The organism is Peptoniphilus grossensis ph5, assembly GCF_000311825.1.
Classification (GTDB): domain Bacteria; phylum Bacillota; class Clostridia; order Tissierellales; family Peptoniphilaceae; genus Peptoniphilus_A; species Peptoniphilus_A hominis.
The window spans coordinates 407,249-424,175 of record NZ_HE978566.1 but is presented as its reverse complement, the minus strand read 5'-3'; the positions used below and the strand labels follow the sequence as shown (position 1 = coordinate 424,175).

Below are 16,927 nucleotides of genomic sequence, written 5' to 3'. Positions count from 1 at the left end.
CTTCAAGAAGAGTTGACTTGCCCGTTCCATTTTCGCCCACAAAAAAGGTTACAGGACTATCTATGTCCATGCCCCTAAAATTTTTTAGAAAGGGAATTTCTCTAAGATATGAATCCCCTGGCAGGTCCTCTCTATTTACTCCATAAATTTTCTTTACATATTCCATAAGATCCTCCTCAATCTTTTAATTAATTATATCATTCTTTAAAATTTATTTTATGTGAACTTTTGTAATCTTTGCTATAATAAAGATAGTTAATAACTTTCATAATAAAGGGGGTTCTCATGGACAAAATTTTAATTGGAAAGGGAAAATCTGAAAATAGTATTCTTTTAAATAAAGTAAATCGACATGGACTAATAAGCGGTGCCACAGGAACTGGAAAAACTGTAACGCTTAAGGTTTTAACTGAAGGGCTATCTGATGCTGGAGTGCCAACAATTCTTGCCGATGTCAAGGGCGACCTAGCCAATATTTCCATGTATGGCGAGATGAATGACAAGTTACAAGATAGACTTAATGAGTTAGGCATCTCTAATTTTGAATTTAAAAATTATCCTGTATCTTTGTGGGACATTTATGGTGAAAAGGGGATTCCCCTAAGAGTTACAGTTTCTGAAATGGGACCTCTTATGCTCTCAAATATTTTGGACTTAAACGACACCCAAAGGGGAGTTTTAAATATTGTTTTTAAGGTTGCCGACAGCGAAGGACTCTTGTTAATTGACTTAAAGGACTTAAAGCAAGTTATAAATTTTGTAAACGACAATAGAGATGAGATCAGCAAAAATTATGGCAATGTGGCAAGCCAAAGTCTCTCTGCCATTTCGAGAAAATTATTATTCATTGAAGATGCTGGTGGAGATTTATTTTTTGGCGAACCTGCCATTGACATAAATGATTTGGTAAGGACTGATGCATCCGGCAAGGGTCTTGTAAATATTTTAAATGCCAATAAATTAATTTCAAATCCACTTTTATATTCAATGCTACTTCTTTATCTCCTATCAGAAATTTATGAAAACTTCCCTGAAGTTGGCGACTTAGATAAACCTAAGCTTGTGTTTTTCTTTGACGAAGCCCACCTACTTTTTAACAATACTCCAAGTGTTTTAAAGGAGAAAATAATTCAAGTTGTTAGACTTGTGAGAAGTAAGGGCGTTGGAGTCTTCTTCATTACACAAAATCCACTTGATGTACCGGAAGAAGTTTCTTCACAGCTTTCCAACAGAATTGTCCATCAACTTAGAGCCTACTCTCCAAAGGAACTAAAGGCAATTAACGCTGTTGCAGATACCTTTAGGCAGGACGACTCAATGAATTTAAAGGAAGAAATTATAAATCTTAGGACTGGAGAAGCAATAGTTTCCTTTGCCGATGAAAGCGGCGCACCAACTGTTGCTGATAGGGCTCTTATTCTTCCCCCACACTCCTCCTTTGTCACATTAAATGATACTGAATACAGAAATTTAGTTGAAGCTTCAAACCTTTATTTAAAATATAAGGACCCAATTGACAGAGAATCTGCCTATGAAGTTTTGCTTAAGAGAATTGAAAATGAAAAGATCCAAGAAGAAAGAGATAAACTAGAAGAAGAAAGGCTTAAAGAAATTGAAAGACGCGAAAAGGAATTGGAAAAAGAAAGAAAATCTTCTCGCAAGCAAAAATCTTACATCGACAAGGGCATAGACTCCATGCTTGGAACAATAACAAGAAGTATAGGCAGAGAAATCGCAAGAGGTCTGCTTGGCTCAATGAAAAAAAGAAGATAATTTATTTTAAATCACAAAAAAGACTGGCGGATTCTTTTATCTACCAGTCTTTTTTTATTTGTCCCTTTTTTCTTCAAATTTTATATTTTTTTATATATTTTTTACTTATCATTAACCCTTAGTTCCAAGACATCTGGTCTGGCATAATGTCCCACTGCATCGTGCTCCATCTTGCAGGCCGCCACCAAAGTCATGTCAAGGTCTGCGTAAATTATTTCTTCCTTATCCCAAACAGGGTCAGTCAAATAATGTCCGTAGGGGTCAATAATACAGCTGCCACCTCTGCACACACGGCTTGGCAAATCCTTTAGGGCTTCTATTTCATTTAAATCCCTTGGATAAGAGGAAGACCTGACAATCATATCGGCATTGATGAAAAAGCACTTGCCCTCTATTGCTATGTGCTGAATTGTTGCCTGCCACTCTGGATTGTCATTGGTGTTAGGCGAAATATAAATTGTAATTCCCTTTTCATAGAGAGCAACACGAGCAAGTGGCATGTAACTTTCCCAGCAGATTAGACTGCCAATAGGACCAAAGGCTGTCTCTGTGATTGGAAAATAATTTTTGTTGGCATCTCCCCAAACCACTCTTTCACTTCCAGTTGGTTTTAATTTCCTATGTATTTTATAAGTTCCCTTGGGTTCAAAAATAACATTGCTGTTATAAAGTGTGCCGCTAACTGGATCTCTTTCTGAAAATCCTAAACTTATGTAGGCTCCAGATTTTTTAGATGCCTCTATTAGTTTTTGAAATTCTTCATCACCTGGAACTAGGGATGCATTTTAATAGCGCAGCCAGTCTTTTCGTCCACCTTCACTTCTCTTCCCCATGCTAAATTCAAAATTCATGCCAATGGGATATCCTGGAATGAAAAGTTCAGGAAAGACAATTAAGTCTGGACTTTTCTTGCTTGCTTCATCTATATATTTTAGAGCCTTGTCCAAAGATGCCTTTTTATCAAACATCACTGGCTCAGCTTGCACCAAGGCGACCCTACAAATTTTTTCAATATCTTTCATAACCTTCTCCAATTTTTAATTTACCTATAATTTTATAATTTTAAAGCTTTTTTTCAAATAAAATTAGATTTACTCCCTCAAGTCCATTAAAAATGCAAGAGAGACAATCAATTTCATCAAAAGCTAGACTTTTGTATAAGGAGCGTGCAGGTTTATTTCTTTCATTTGTATCCATTCGTAAATACTTACAACCATTTTCTCTAGCGTAGTTTTCATAAAAATCTACAAATCTCTTTCCGTAACCCATGCCACTTTTATCAGGATCAATTACAAGGGTATGAAGGACCATGACTTCTGAATCTTTGGCAGCAAATTTCCATTTTGCCTTTGCGTAGACATCAACTTGCTCTTTATTAATTATTCCAGCACCCACAAAAGCTCCATCATCTTCTATAACAAACATATCTTTTCTTTTAAGAGCTGCCTCAGCTGTTTCTCGCCTCGGATAAATTCCTCGCTCCCAGCCAGTAGTAACTTCGCCTTCTTCTTCTTTTAATAATATTTTATTGTATATGCTTTCAATTGCGTCTAGGTCCCTTGCCTCTGCTTTTCTTATTATCATATAATTCACCTAATTTTAAATTAATTTTTCAGTTCCTTTAAGAATTTTTTATATCTTAAATTAATTATATATTAATTGCAGCAAAAAATCTCCTTAGTTTCTTATAAATCTAAAAATTATTTTAGTGATTTAAAATTAAAAAATTTTTAAGTGTGAAATATTGACTCTAAGTTTTTTTTGACAAGTTTTAATAATTCTTCTGTCAATTTATAAATTTCCTCGCCTAAAATTAAGCCGTGAGGATATTTAAAACTGTCATTCCAAATATAATTAAAGGTTTTACTATCAATCTGTGAGATTTTACCTATTTGAATTGCATAAATTTCTACGTCTTCCTTCACTAATTTTTTCACAATTTCTTTTGTTGCTCCAGGAAAAGTGGAAGCACCATCAGTTATTTCAAAAATTATCTTATATTCTTTTTTAGATTTTATTCTTCTTTTTTGCTCAGGGCTTATACTTTTATAGATTTCTCTAAGACAGGCTCCGTCATCTGTTGTCCCATCACTTGCATCAACTTTGACAATGGAAGAAATTATTTTACTTTTTTCTAAATCATTGGTATCGTCAAAATCCTTAATTTTATAATGACTTTTCCCAAAGAACCAAGACTCTGTTAAAACTTCAATTTTTTGGTTAGTCTTTCCCGCTTCAATTTGCAAGTACCTATTAAAATCTTGGATAGATAAAAGACTAACTGCCAGAGTTTTTCTCATGGCTTCTATTTTTTCTTTATTCATAGATCCAGAATTGTCTATTAGGAATGAAATTTCAATTTTTTCTGGCAACAGTTTATTTTGAGATTCTAAAAAATATTTGTCAAAAATCTTAAGTTTTTTGTAATTTCCCTTTTGCTCTGCTTCCACAAATTCTGGAAAATTATATATTAAATCCTTGACATTTAACTTACCCTTAGGCTGTCTATTTCTCTTTACATTTATTTCTTTTTTTGCTGAACCAATTAACTTTTTCCAAAACTTACGCATCTCTTCTCTCTGTGTTTTTGTTTTGTTTAGATAAAAATTATATAGATCAATTTCATCTTCACTTATTCCATAGGACTTTAAATCAGATTCATCAAATTCATCAAGTGAAGATATATTTTTAGGTTCTTGATTTATAAGTTCTTTTAAACTTTCTTCTACATCTTCCCTACTAGACTCAAGTTTACTTCCTTGAGATTCATCTCGATTTTCTTCAAAGAACTTTTCTCCATCATTTTCGCCATCGCTAGACCTAGTTGTCATGGAATCAATTTCTTCTAACCAAAATTTTTTAAAACTTGGATATATAAAAGCTTTTATTAGAGGATCTCTTTCTACTATTCCTTGATCCTCATTTATTTCTTTTATAAGTTCCTTTTTTAAAAATTCATAAATTGATTTAGATAAGACACTTGAATCAAATTTTTCTAATATTTTAGATTTGAAATTTTCATCGTCCTTGTAGAGACTATAGAATAAAAAACTTTTGGAAAATCCATGATGGTTTAGGTCGGAAAATAATTCTTCCTTATCTTTTGTCTCTTTCATATAATTTAAGATTTTTCCCTTTTCTTCTTCATCTCTATACTGAGGACAAGATTCAAGAACTCTTAAAAACCTTGTATATTTATCAATTTCAAATAAAAAATCTAAAATTTCTTTTTTTACATACTCTCTCAAGTATTTTTTCTCGATTTTATTGTCTTCTTCTAAAAGTTCATTAACTTTTTTATAAATATAAAAAGTCATTTGGTCTATTTCATTTTTCCAAGCTTTTTCTCTTTCTAAATATAGAATCGCATTTTTCTTCCAATCTGGATAAAGGGCTAATTCATAATAGATATGCCACATCACTTCACTATTATCTAGATCTTCTTCAATAAAGACTGATAAGGGTAGATAAAGTACTCCTTCCTTAGGCTTAAAAGAGAATTTTTCTAGTTTTTCTAATCCAATGTACCTAAGTCCTGGTTCTCTTGTAAAGGTAGAGAGAGATTGCTTTTGTTTTTCTATAAAACTTTTGAGATTTTCTTGGGATTCTTTTTTTAATTTTCCTTCATCTAAGGATTCCTTATTAATTCCAAACATTTATCTCCCTCCCTTTAGAATAATTCTAGATTATATAATTTTTTTATTGAATCCAAGTGGTCTATTTTAATATTTAAAAAATTACCATAAATATCAAGACACAAATAGGATGATGAATCTTTAGCTATTACATTTACAATAAAAAGGTCAGGTTTCGTTAGATCCTCATTTAACTCCCATTCTCCCATTTTTTCTTCAAGGACATATACAAGTCCGTCTTCACTTAAGAAGATACTAGTTCCATTCTTGCTTTTTATTTCAAAAAGCTTTCCCGCAATTTTTTCACTCTTTAATTTTATAATTTTATTTTTTTTGAAATTAAAGAGAGCAAAGTTTCCATCATTTCCTAAACAAGCACAATATTCTTTTTGAAGATTGAAATTTTCTAAAATCCATAATTTATTAAGAGGACCCTCAAAGATTTTTATCTTTTCCTTCACGCTAATATGATCTGTTTTGTATTCTCCTTCTAAGAGGAAGCCCTCTCTAGTTCCTATTAAAAATTTGTAGTCTCCTATTTCCACTAAAGAAGATATTTCACCCTCTTCTATGGAAATTTCATTCGCAATAATAATATTAAAGTCAGAATAGTCTTTATTAAATTCCAGAACTGCAAGACCACTTCCCAATTTCTGTAATAAAAATTTGTTTTTTTCAATTTGTATTACATTTTCTAAGCCTTTAAAAGATTTTTTTAATTTATATATCTTTAAGCTATTATTATTCTCAAAAACACTGTCAATATCTTCATAGCTTAAGATATAAATTCCCCCACTTATGGAAAAAGCTAAAATTTTATTATCATTAATTTTTTTCATATAAATAATAAGGTCTTCAAAATTTTTAACAGCTTGACTTAATTCTATTCTTTCAACGCCTTCATCAAGTATCCTAGCAAAATGAAGTTTTTGGTTTATATAGGAAAATAAAAATATGTCTTCATCAATTTTTAAAAAAGATTTTAAATAAGATTCAGAATTAAAAGAACCTTCTAGCTTTATGGGAGTGATTTCAATCTTACTTTTATAAATATTGTCACTATAAGACCTATAATAGGACAGTAATTCTTTCTCCATTTTCTCTTGCTTTTTTTCGAGCTCGAATAATTCGTCTTCGAAATCGTCACTTACTTTCTTGCCTTTTAGTAAACTATTATTTAATTCTTCTCTTAACTTTATTAAATTTTCCTCAAATTCTTTTGTATTAATAGAGAACTTCATTTTCCTTCTTTTCCTAAGTCTATTAAATAATCTAAGAGAAATTTAGAGTGTTCTAACTTATTTAATCTTTTATTTAAATCTTCATACTCTTCAATAGAAATATTATCTTTATCCTTGATATCTTTAATAAAATCTTTAAAATAAGCTGGTGATTTTTCCCTTTTTGGTTGAGGACCAAATAAAATCCTGATTAAGTCAAGGTATGATAAAGACTCAGTTTCCCCTCTTGTATATTCATAAGACCTAGTTCTTATCTCATCATATTCTAAAGTTAATTTTCCAAGATTTTGGTTTTTAATTGTCCATCCTTCAGATTCTTTAAAGAAACCAAATCGCACAGCTTGAGATAGGATATAGGCTTGATCTTGTGGACTTGTTATGGAACTAATGAATCCATCCCATAAGGCCAGACTCAAGTCTTTTTCTTCTCCAAGATTCCAATTATCTAAAACTCTTAAAATATTTCTAAGTGATAAAACTGATTCTTTAAGTTCAGGAATATCTTCTGATGAGTTTTCGCCTTCTTGGGATATTAGTTTTCCCATAAATACTTCTTGTATCACTCTTGAAAGTTGTGAGAGTCTAAATATTTCTTCTAAGGTCCTTCTAGGAGTTGGGAGATGGAGGTTTCCATTGTTATCTGCAAGTCTCACAAGTAATATTCTAAATAATTCATTTTTCTTATTATCACTTTGATTTTTTAAGGAACCAATAGTATTCTGATTTACATAATTATATTCTATTGTTTGGAAACGAGATTTAAAAGCTGGATTTAGTTCATTTGTTCCTTCATAACTTACAGATTCAGTTGATAGGTTTCCTGTTCCTATGAGACCAAATCCTTTTTTTATTTTCACTGGACCAATACCTGTAACATAGGCCTTAGATCCAATTTTACTTTGAAGGATGTCATTAAGACCAATTAAGTTTTGCATGGCAATAGTGTTAAGTTCATCTATAATAACAGGTCTCCCTTTTTTAACTGCCAACAAAATTTCTCTTTCAATCTTCTTAACTACAGTTCCGTAAGTTGTGTTTCTAGCTATAAAAATATCAGAAATACTATCCCAAAGTTTAGACTTAATAAGATCTTGTTTTTCAGAATCTAGATTTTCTAAATCTCTACCATGAGCTTTAGTCCAGCTAAAGTATTGGTCAACAACTTCATCAATTAGTTCCAAATTACTTTCACTTGAAGAAGCTTTCTCAAGAGAAAGTGTCTTTTCAACAAACATATCTTCATAAGTTAAGTTGTAGTATCCAGAAATAAAGTATGGATAGATTGCCTCTACTTCTTCACGATTACCTTCTCTTAAAAGATTTTTATAGTGCTTAAGTTTATCTTTTCTTAGTTCTTTAAATTTTTCGATAGCCTCTTCTTCATTAGCATTAGTATTTTTTAAAAACCAATTTTCTAAATCTTCTTCTAATTCTTTTTGAATAATATTGCCTAGTGTAAATTCAATAGCTGCTTCTCTTGCTATTTGAGTCTTACCACTACCTAGATGACCAATTATATATACAGGGGTGCCTTGCTTTAAAGAACTTATAATTTTTTTCTTTGCGTCAAGCACATACTTAACCTCTACAAGACCCTTGTTGTAACCAGTCTCAATATCTTCCATTAGTTGTCTATGATAATAAAACTCCCAGGCATCAGGTGATGAGTTTATAATCTCTTTTAATTTTCTCTCATATTCTTTTATTTTATTTATCCTGTATCTAGTGGCTGGTGTGCTTCCGAAAAAATTACTATTATATAATTCCTTACTCTTATTTCTCTCCAATTCCAAGAAAAACTTTTCATATTCAATTAAGTTTTCAAGTTCTTCTATTATTTTCCTTTGTTTATTTCTCTCTTCTTTTAAAAAATCTTGGTATTTCTTTATTAAATTATTTTCCTGTCTAATAATATCTGATTTTTCTTCATATTTTCTAAAGTTTTTTAAAAATTCTCCTGATTCTACTTTAGAAAATTCTTCTTCAGTCCCATCTTCCCTTAAGATATCTTCGTATAATCTTTGTATTTCTTCTAAAGTAGGTATAGCTTGCTTATCCAAGTTGTTATTCTTCATGAGAATCCTCCCTAATATTCAAGTTAAAAAAAGGGCGATTTTTAAACCGCCCCAAATTTTTAACTTTTTATGATCTATTATTAATAATTAGATTATATTAAATTCTTTTAACATTTCTTCAATTTCTGTGCCCTCTATGTGCTTAGCAAGCTTAATTTTTTGTAGTGGGCTAAGTGGAAGTTCAGGTTTTTTGCCATCTAATAGAGAATTCATTCCATTTAGAAGATATCTTATGTCATATCTTGAAGCATAAACTTCTGGCACAGCTTTTTCTACGCCACATAGTACATAAACTGCTTCCATAGCTGTTCTTCCAGAATATTCTGTTGTAAATACTGTATCTCTTCCTGGATCGTCAAGAGTTTCTGCAAATTGTCCTAAGAAGGCAAAGTTTACTCCACCCTTTGGAACAACTAGTGGTCTATCGCCAAATTTTCTAGGCATAAATTGAGCCGTAATGTAAGGCATCATAACTGGTACAGCTGTACAAGTTTCTGCAAGTGCATCAATTTCATTTACAGGAACTCCAATATGATATAACCATTCTTTTGTAATTTCTTTTCCTGTACAATCTCTCATTTTCTTTTTGATGTAGTCGCCTTCAACATCTGTGAATAAACCGTAAAGCCATACAGCTATATCATTTTTAGGTTGTTCTGGATATTGTCCTTGTCTATTTATTGTCCAAGATATTAACCAGCTTGAATCAAGGCAAGTTACTAGACCGCCAGTAACTGTTTTTCCAGTATAAGGACTTCTCTTTGTAATTTTTTCAATGTATTTTGGAACAGAATCATCATGGCAAGTTATTGTACATGATTCCCAATTACTCTTTTCTACATCAGAGCAAAATACTTCAGGATTACCAAAGTCATCTGATTTTTTAGCAATGTTTTTCCACATTTCCCAGCAACCAGTTTGTTCATCTGAAAGTTCTGCTGGAGTATTGTCATCACCATAACTAGAATTTTCTGTCATAGAACCATTTGTGATGAATAATAAATCATTTTCTGTTAAGTCAATAGACTTATCATTGCCATCTTTATCCTCAGCTATTATTTTTGTAGCAACCTTTCTGTTTTCAGATATATCAAAATCTACATCTGTTACTTTAATATTGTATTGGAAATTACATCCATGGTCTTCAAGATACTTAACCATTGGCTTAACAAGTGAATTGTATTGGTCGAATCTTGTATATCTTGCTGCTGATAGGTCAGTAAATCCATCTACATGGTGGATGAAACGATTTAAATATAGTTTCATTTCTAAGGCAGAGTGCCAATTTTCAAAGGCAAACATTGTTCGCCAATAAGTCCAGAAGTCTGAGTTTAAAAGTCCTTCAGAAAAAACTTCTTCTATTGTTTTATTATCTAATTCTTCATCTTTTGTTACGCAAAGATCGGCAATTTCTTTAACCTGGTCTTGAGTTAAATTAAAATTACCATCATCATATTTTTCACCTTGCTTGTGAGTAATACGGCAGTTGCTAAAGTTTGGATCATCATAATTTGTGTAATAATAAGAATCCAACACACTCATTTCTGGATCTTCAATACTTGGAATTGAGCTCCAAATATCCCATAGACATTCAAAGTGAGCTCCTGTTTCTCTACCACCACGGGCAACATATCCTCTAGTTTCCATGCATTTACCATCTAAAGAACCTCCGGCTATATCTAATTGTTCTAAGAAAGTAATTTTTTTACCTTCCATGTGAGCATCTCTAATTAAAAAACATGCTGCAGTAAGTGAAGCAACTCCTGTTCCAATTAAATAAGCAGATTTTTCTTCAATTCCTTCAGGCTTTCTTGTCTTAACTAATCTTTGAAAATCCCCATTAGTTAATTTAAGTCTCTTATCACGAGTTTTAAGTTCCATAATATCCTCCTTTAATAGTTCTTTATCTTTCCTTCTATGTTCATTAAAACATTATTAAGATAAAGCATCATCTACCAAAAGAGCTTACTTGGGTAACTTTTACTCAATGTCAAAATTTTGGGTAAAATTATCTAATTTTTCACTTCTCTTTAAAGATAATAAAATATTGCCATCCATTAGTTCTCCAAGTCTACGGGTTATGGCTTTTGGATCATTTTTCATTCCTGTTGCAACCCATTTAATAAGGGCGGAACTTAAAGCACATTGATAAAAATAAGCAATAAGTTTCATATCAATGTCTTTGGCTTTAGTAATTTGTCCAAGCCTTTTTACATAATTTCTCATAATTTCACCGGAAATAGAAAAAATATATTTTTCAAGGTCAATTCTATAATCAGACTCATAAATGTGCTTTACCATTTTCTTATTATCTAAAATAAATTTAGCCGCTAAAATAAAACTTTCCTCCCAGGATAAAGTCTCGTTAAACTCTTCAATTACTATATCCAGTTCCTCATCAAAGATTTCTTTTACCAACTCTGTCAAATTATCATAGTGATAATAAAAAGTTTTTCTCTCAATGTTACATGCCTTAGCTAATTCTGTAACAGTAATATTATGTAACTTCTTTTTATTTAAAAGCTTAATAAATTCTTTTCGTATCAAATCTTTAGTATAATTTTTCGCCATATAAGACTCCTTCCTGAAATATAGTTCTTTGTTATATATTTTCCCAATTTATGGAATATTAAAATAGAGAAAGAGAGAAATAAATTTATAAATTTTACACTTTTATATTTAAAATAAAATTTCCACTAAAATAATAACTAATAAAATTCAAACTTATAGTTTTTTCTATTAAAGTATACTATAATCTCTCTTATAAGGAGAAGCTTATGAAGGAAAGAAGAAAACTTAAATTTATTTTATATGCATTTTCACTTTTGCTTATTATAGGCACTGTGGGATATATGCTTTTATTAGATGTAGACTTTGTTGATGCTTTTTATATGACTGTCATAACTATATCCACCGTTGGTTTTGGAGAAGTTGGCACAACAAGTAATGGGTCTGAAATATTTTCAATATGTATGATTTTTTTAGGTGTAGGTATAGTTGGATATGCCTTTACAACAATTGTAGCTATGTTTGTTGAAGGCAAAGTTTCTGATTTATGGAAGGGAAACAAAATGGAAAGAAAAATTTCAGCTTTAAGTGATCACTATATAATATGTGGCTCTGGAGAATTGGCAGAAGTAATTATAAATAAATTTATAGATGAAAATTTAAATTTTGTTGTCATAACTGACAATCGTGAAGACCTTGATGACTATAGTCATCATAATATTTTAGTTGTTGAAGGTCATTCCACTGAAGAAAATGTATTAAAACACGCTGGAGTTGAAAAAGCTAAAGGTCTTATTGCAGCTCTTGATACAGAAGTTGATAACATTGTAACTGTTCTTACAGCAAGAAATCTAAATGAAAAAATTTATATTATAGCAAATGCCATCACTAAATCAGGAAGTGAAAAACTATTAAAAGTTGGTGCAAATAAAACTTTGTCTGCTGTAGAAATATCAGGCAATAGGATGGCATCACTGATGATAAAGCCAAATATAATTTCTTTTTTAGATGTGGTTACAAGAATGGGCGATGTGGAATTAGACTTAGAAGAAGTAATTGTCAAAAAGGGTTCTTACCTAGAAAATAAAACACTAATTGAGGCAGAAATTCCTAGGAAAACTGGTCTTACTGTCCTTGCAATTAAAAAGATTGATGATGGAAAACTCCTTTTTAATCCCCCAGTAGATTACACCTTTAAAATTGGAGATGTACTAATTATTCTTGGACGAGAGGAACAAGTAGACAAGCTAAGAAACTTAGGAGATGAAATGAAATAAAGTAAACTTTTTTGATTGCTTAAAATATAAATATTTTTTTCAATATTTAGGGGGGAAGATTTTTTGAATAGTGAAAGTAATTTGAAAGGTTTGTTTTTTGCATCCTTTGGTGCTATTAGTTGGGGTATTTCAGGTGTCTGCGGACAATATCTTTTTATGAATTATGATATTGATTCATCTTGGGTAACGGCAATTAGAATGGTCTTATCAGGAATTTTACTATTAATTTTAGGGGCCTTTAAAGAAAAGGATAAGGTCTTAAAAATTTGGACTGTCCCAAAGGACCTAGCCTGGCTCTTTGCCTTTGCTATTTTAGGACTTTTATTGTGCCAGTACGCCTTTATCAGCGCCATAAAATATTCAGATTCTGCAACGGCAACAGTCTTGCAAAGTCTTAATGTTGTCATAATGATTGTATTTATGTCCATAGTTACAAAAACTAAGATGAGATTTTCTCAAATTTTGGCAGTCTTCTTGGCTGTCTTTGGAACCTACTTAATTTCCACTGGAGGAAATCCAGAAAATATGAATATTTCAAAAGCTGGACTTATTTATGGCTTGCTCTCAGCAGTTGGTGTTATAACCTATACACTTTTTTCCAGGCCAATTATAGCTTCTTGGGGGAATATTATCGTAACTGGTTGGGGCATGCTTCTAGGAGGTCTCCTCATATCTATCTTGACCAAGGCTTGGATCTTACCCAAGAATCTTGACTTCATAGCTTGGCTAATGATTGCCATAATAATTGTTATTGGAACAGCTCTCGGCTTTTCAGTTTTTCTTGAAGGCGTAAAACATATTGGGCCAGTTAAGGCAACCCTAATAGGTTGCTTGGAACCAGCTTCTGCTACCCTACTTGCTTCTATATTTTTGGGAATGAGATTTTCTTTAGTAGAATTAGCAGGCTTTTTCTGCATTATCTTAACAGTTTTCCTTTCAGTAAAGGACAAGCCTAGAGAAAATAAAGCCTAATCGTAAAAATAATTACTCAAATAATAATTATAATTAATTTTAAACTATGCTTTCTAAGTTTCGGCATACAAAAGGCACCTACTTCTGTAAGTGCCTTTTTGTTTCTCCTATTTTTTTAATGTTTATACTCTTTATTAACTTGTTCTCACAAGTTATTGCATCAAAACTATTAACCCTTCCCAATTATAGACTTCATTATTTCAAACATTCTTGGTGAATAAATATTTTCTTGTGCTAGGCTCTTCCAATCAAGGATGTCTTCTGCGTCAGTCACTCCCTCTGGAAGAATCAAGCTGCCGTCCTTCAAACTAATAGAAGGTGAAAATTCTATTACATCGTCTCTGTACCTTATGGTGATCTTTCCATTTGGAGCGATATCACTAATGTTTTGACAGACAAAAGTTGTTCCTGCACAAGCATTAAAATCTAACAATTCATTTGGCACTTCTTTTAACTTTCCATCTTGAGAAATTTCCAATTCCTTTAAAGAAACAGATGCATTCCTGTACTTAGGAATGATTAGATAGCACTCCTCTCCATTTAGATAAGGCATGTCGCCACCCTCGCTTTGTTTCATGGAAACAAGCATATTAGGGTCATCAAAATTTAAAAATATAGTTGTCCATGCACTTAGTTTTTCAAGAGTAGCAGATAAACTTTCTTCATCAAAGGCAGCGCCAAGGTGGATTATAAAAGCCTTGTGGTTTTTGTCCTTGGGGTCTATGCCAAGCTTTCTCGCCATTTTCAAATACTCAGCAGAAATTGGATCCCTATTAAATCTGTCTGCCTTAAGCTCTAAAGTTACTGGGCAAGGGACCATGTTTACAATTGGATACTGACTAAAGAGGAAGTGAGCTTTACCAACTTCGTCTATATAAATTTTATTTTCATTACTTTCGAAATTGTCCCACACTTCCTTGAAAATCAAACCAGTAGAGTTGTTTTGATTATAGATAAAGGTATAGTCAAGGACGTCATTGTTGTAGTTCATAGTAGTCCAATCTTGCTCTTCTCTCAAGCTATCTTCAATAATGCCCAAAATCTCATCCTTTTCCACGCCAAAATTTTTCATCAGTTCATAGTCGTCGATAAATTTTCCATCAGGTAGAGAAAAGTTATAGGCAAAATAGCCTGGAGGATCATCATACAAAGTATCGTAAATCTCAATCATTAGGCTTAATACATGGTCGTCTTGGTAAACTGAAAATGAAGAATATATTCCAGTTTCGTCCTCCTCCATCTTTCCCTTGCCAGACTGGTAAATTTTTCTTAAATTATCTGCAATTTCGTCAATCTCTTGGTTGGCCTTCTTTGCATCCCTAGAGTCCAAAAGTATCCTTGGCAAATGAAGACCAAATTCATCCCTCTTTGCAGATCCTTTGCTCTTTTCATCAATGAAGTCATTCCAGATTTCCCTGTCCTCAACATAGGAAGACATGGAACCAATAATTGCCCCCTTAACGGGCTTTAAATCCTCTTTACCCTTAGAAGAAGTCTTCTTAGAATCTTCTCTCACTTCATTTTTCTTATTATCAGCCTTAGCCTCACTTGCCTTACTTGTATTTTCCCTTGGTCCCTCTGCCGAAGTCTCCCCCTTCTGACACCCAGCAAGGAGGGCAAGAGCCACTATCATAATAATAAAAATTTTAAAATTTCTTTTCATAATATCCCTCACATAAATAATAAGTATCCTTTAATTTAATTATAATAAAGCAGAAAAGTTTCTGCGTTTTATAGACCAGCTCCATGACTTTATGTAAATAAAATAGTCTATATAATCTTAACCCTTTGGAAGTCCAATTTTAAATTCGTCGTGCAAAAGTCTTGTAGTCATGGCAGCTATTTCAGCTCTGGATACCTTTTGCATTGGACTAAAGTTCATATTGACATCGCCAACTGCAACTCCAGACCTGTATAAAAGCAAGATTTCTTCTACATAAGGTGTGCTTTCCTTGACATCAGAAATGTCTGTGAGAGGCACATCGGGATTTATGAAGCCCTTCTTATAAAAGTTGTCGCAGCGACCAAGCATGCCAGCAACCTCGCACCTCTTAGCTGCCCTATTCCAGTCCTCAGCCTTTTCAAGACTAATTTTTCCAGAATCAACCTTGTCGTTAGTATAGATGCCATTTTCGTAGCAGTAGCGCACATAAGGCATGTACCAAGCCTCGCCCTTCACTTGCTTGAAATCAGAACTTGCCACCATTAGCTTGGAGTGGACCTTGGCAGAGATGCAAGCAAGCTCTGCCATAGTCACCTTGCCAAGGGGATCAAAGGTCGTCTTTGACTTGCCCTTCATTATCTTGTCGAAGTTTGCTATGTAGACATACCTTAGGTACCAGGACTCAGCCTTGAGGTCCTTGAAGCCAAGATAATCAATAAGCTCCTGATCAGTTATATCGCCAAGGATAAAGTCGCCTGGGTTTTCGTATGTGTCGTTAAACTCTGGATACTGGACATTGCCCACAAGTTCTGTGGCAAAGACCCCAGAAGATAGAATAAAAATCATCATTATCACAGCCAAAGTCCCGGCAAAAGTTTTTCTCATAAATTTCATATTACAACCTCCTTGAAATTAATTTTTAGTCAAAGTTTATTCTTGTAAAATAATTTTATATCAAGTCGACCTTTAGCACATCACCCTTTTGGGTGATTTTTATATAAATTTAAAAAATTTTTAGGAAATTAGGGATAAAAAAACACCTTCAAGTTAGATGTTAAAATTAATATTAAATTGTGGAAAATTTGATTTTAAATGCCACAATAGTTCTCTATTTAAAATTTTTTTATATATTTTATTTAAAAGAAGGTCTATTATCTTTTTATTTGCTATTCATAAAACAAAAGAGTAGCATATAAGTTAGGAAGACTAAAATTCTTGTGCTTGATCCTAATTTTGAATGATCCAAGGAGCTATCCATGAATAAAAATAAATTTTTTCATATAAACTATTATGGGCTCATTAAAATAGGAATTATGCTATTTTTAATTAGCCCCCTTAACTCTCTTTTAGCTATGTTTTTTCAGGGTCCTGCTTATCAGTGGCCTTTTCGAATTTTCTTTATTTTACTTTCAATAATAGGCTTAATAGGAGGATTTCTTCTCTTTTGGTACTTGCTTTTCTCCACTTTATTCTACTTTTTGAAAAAAGATAGAGAAAAAGCAAGAGCCCACTTAGTCCACTTTTTAGCCTTAGCCTTCTTGCCCCTTATCCCAATTTTATTAAGTCTAATTTTTGAATTGAGCCAAGCTGGATTAAATTCTCTCCCTAAAATAGGAGACCTTTTTTTATCCAGTTGGAGGAAAAGCCTACACAGAATTTTTGCCTTTTCTTTTGGGAGAGCTTAAAAAAATCCTCAGCAACCCATCCTATATTATTCCTTACGATTAATCTTTAAGATAATAATTTAAAATAAGCAGAGGATAAAACTTGTTGTTCCCTTTTA

12 protein-coding genes and 1 pseudogene are annotated in these 16,927 nt (G+C 32.3%); 4 read left to right on the top strand and 9 right to left on the bottom strand.

Features of this window, described 5'->3' with window-relative positions; genetic code table 11:
• Nucleotides 1-285 precede the first annotated feature (285 nt).
• Nucleotides 286-1,773, top strand: a complete 1,488-nt coding sequence (locus tag HGPG_RS01945) for a helicase HerA-like domain-containing protein (protein ID WP_019124371.1) — start codon at nucleotides 286-288, stop codon at nucleotides 1,771-1,773.
• A 101-nt stretch (nucleotides 1,774-1,874) separates the two neighbouring features.
• Here HGPG_RS01945 and HGPG_RS01940 read toward each other — a convergent pair.
• The 7 genes and pseudogenes from HGPG_RS01940 to HGPG_RS01910 all read right to left on the bottom strand — a co-directional run bounded on the left by HGPG_RS01940 (nucleotide 1,875) and on the right by HGPG_RS01910 (nucleotide 11,295).
• Nucleotides 1,875-2,795: pseudogene (locus tag HGPG_RS01940) on the bottom strand (carbon-nitrogen hydrolase family protein).
• 40 nt (nucleotides 2,796-2,835) lie between these two features.
• Entirely contained in the window at nucleotides 2,836-3,357 is a 522-nt protein-coding gene (locus tag HGPG_RS01935) for a GNAT family N-acetyltransferase (RefSeq protein WP_019124368.1), read from the bottom strand.
• Nucleotides 3,358-3,503: 146 nt separating this feature from the next.
• Nucleotides 3,504-5,429: a vWA domain-containing protein gene (locus HGPG_RS01930; RefSeq protein WP_019124367.1), complete on the bottom strand. Its 1,926-nt coding sequence runs from the start codon at nucleotides 5,427-5,429 to the stop codon at nucleotides 3,504-3,506.
• Nucleotides 5,430-5,443: 14 nt separating this feature from the next.
• On the bottom strand, nucleotides 5,444-6,649 hold the full coding sequence (locus HGPG_RS01925; RefSeq protein ID WP_019124366.1) for a hypothetical protein: 1,206 nt from the start codon (nucleotides 6,647-6,649) through the stop codon (nucleotides 5,444-5,446).
• On the bottom strand, nucleotides 6,646-8,724 hold the full coding sequence (locus tag HGPG_RS01920; RefSeq protein ID WP_019124365.1) for a P-loop NTPase family protein: 2,079 nt from the start codon (nucleotides 8,722-8,724) through the stop codon (nucleotides 6,646-6,648). Before HGPG_RS01920 ends, HGPG_RS01925 begins: the two co-directional genes overlap by 4 nt.
• Nucleotides 8,725-8,811: 87 nt before the next feature.
• The gene (locus tag HGPG_RS01915) at nucleotides 8,812-10,605 is read right to left on the bottom strand and encodes an oleate hydratase (protein WP_019124364.1); all 1,794 of its coding nucleotides are present in this window, start codon (nucleotides 10,603-10,605) and stop codon (nucleotides 8,812-8,814) included.
• 99 nt (nucleotides 10,606-10,704) lie between these two features.
• Complete coding sequence (locus HGPG_RS01910) at nucleotides 10,705-11,295, bottom strand: TetR-like C-terminal domain-containing protein (RefSeq protein WP_019124363.1); 591 nt, start codon at nucleotides 11,293-11,295, stop codon at nucleotides 10,705-10,707.
• Between the two features lie 206 nt (nucleotides 11,296-11,501).
• Here HGPG_RS01910 and HGPG_RS01905 point away from each other — a divergent pair, with 206 nt between their 5' ends.
• Both HGPG_RS01905 and HGPG_RS01900 read left to right on the top strand, forming a co-directional pair.
• Nucleotides 11,502-12,509, top strand: coding sequence for a potassium channel family protein (locus HGPG_RS01905; protein WP_019124362.1), 1,008 nt, complete (start codon nucleotides 11,502-11,504; stop codon nucleotides 12,507-12,509).
• A 63-nt stretch (nucleotides 12,510-12,572) separates the two neighbouring features.
• A complete protein-coding gene (locus tag HGPG_RS01900; RefSeq protein ID WP_019124361.1) occupies nucleotides 12,573-13,481 on the top strand; it encodes a DMT family transporter in 909 nt (302 codons plus the stop codon).
• 169 nt (nucleotides 13,482-13,650) lie between these two features.
• Here HGPG_RS01900 and HGPG_RS01895 read toward each other — a convergent pair whose 3' ends face one another.
• On the bottom strand, nucleotides 13,651-15,144 hold the full coding sequence (locus HGPG_RS01895) for a hypothetical protein (RefSeq protein WP_019124360.1): 1,494 nt from the start codon (nucleotides 15,142-15,144) through the stop codon (nucleotides 13,651-13,653).
• Between the two features lie 117 nt (nucleotides 15,145-15,261).
• Nucleotides 15,262-16,038 (bottom strand): S-layer homology domain-containing protein, encoded by a 777-nt coding sequence (locus HGPG_RS01890; protein WP_019124359.1) that lies wholly within the window; start codon nucleotides 16,036-16,038, stop codon nucleotides 15,262-15,264.
• Between the two features lie 362 nt (nucleotides 16,039-16,400).
• On the opposite strand from HGPG_RS01890, the gene HGPG_RS01885 reads away from it, so the two are divergent.
• Complete coding sequence (locus HGPG_RS01885; RefSeq protein ID WP_019124358.1) at nucleotides 16,401-16,829, top strand: hypothetical protein; 429 nt, start codon at nucleotides 16,401-16,403, stop codon at nucleotides 16,827-16,829.
• Nucleotides 16,830-16,927: the final 98 nt, after the last annotated feature.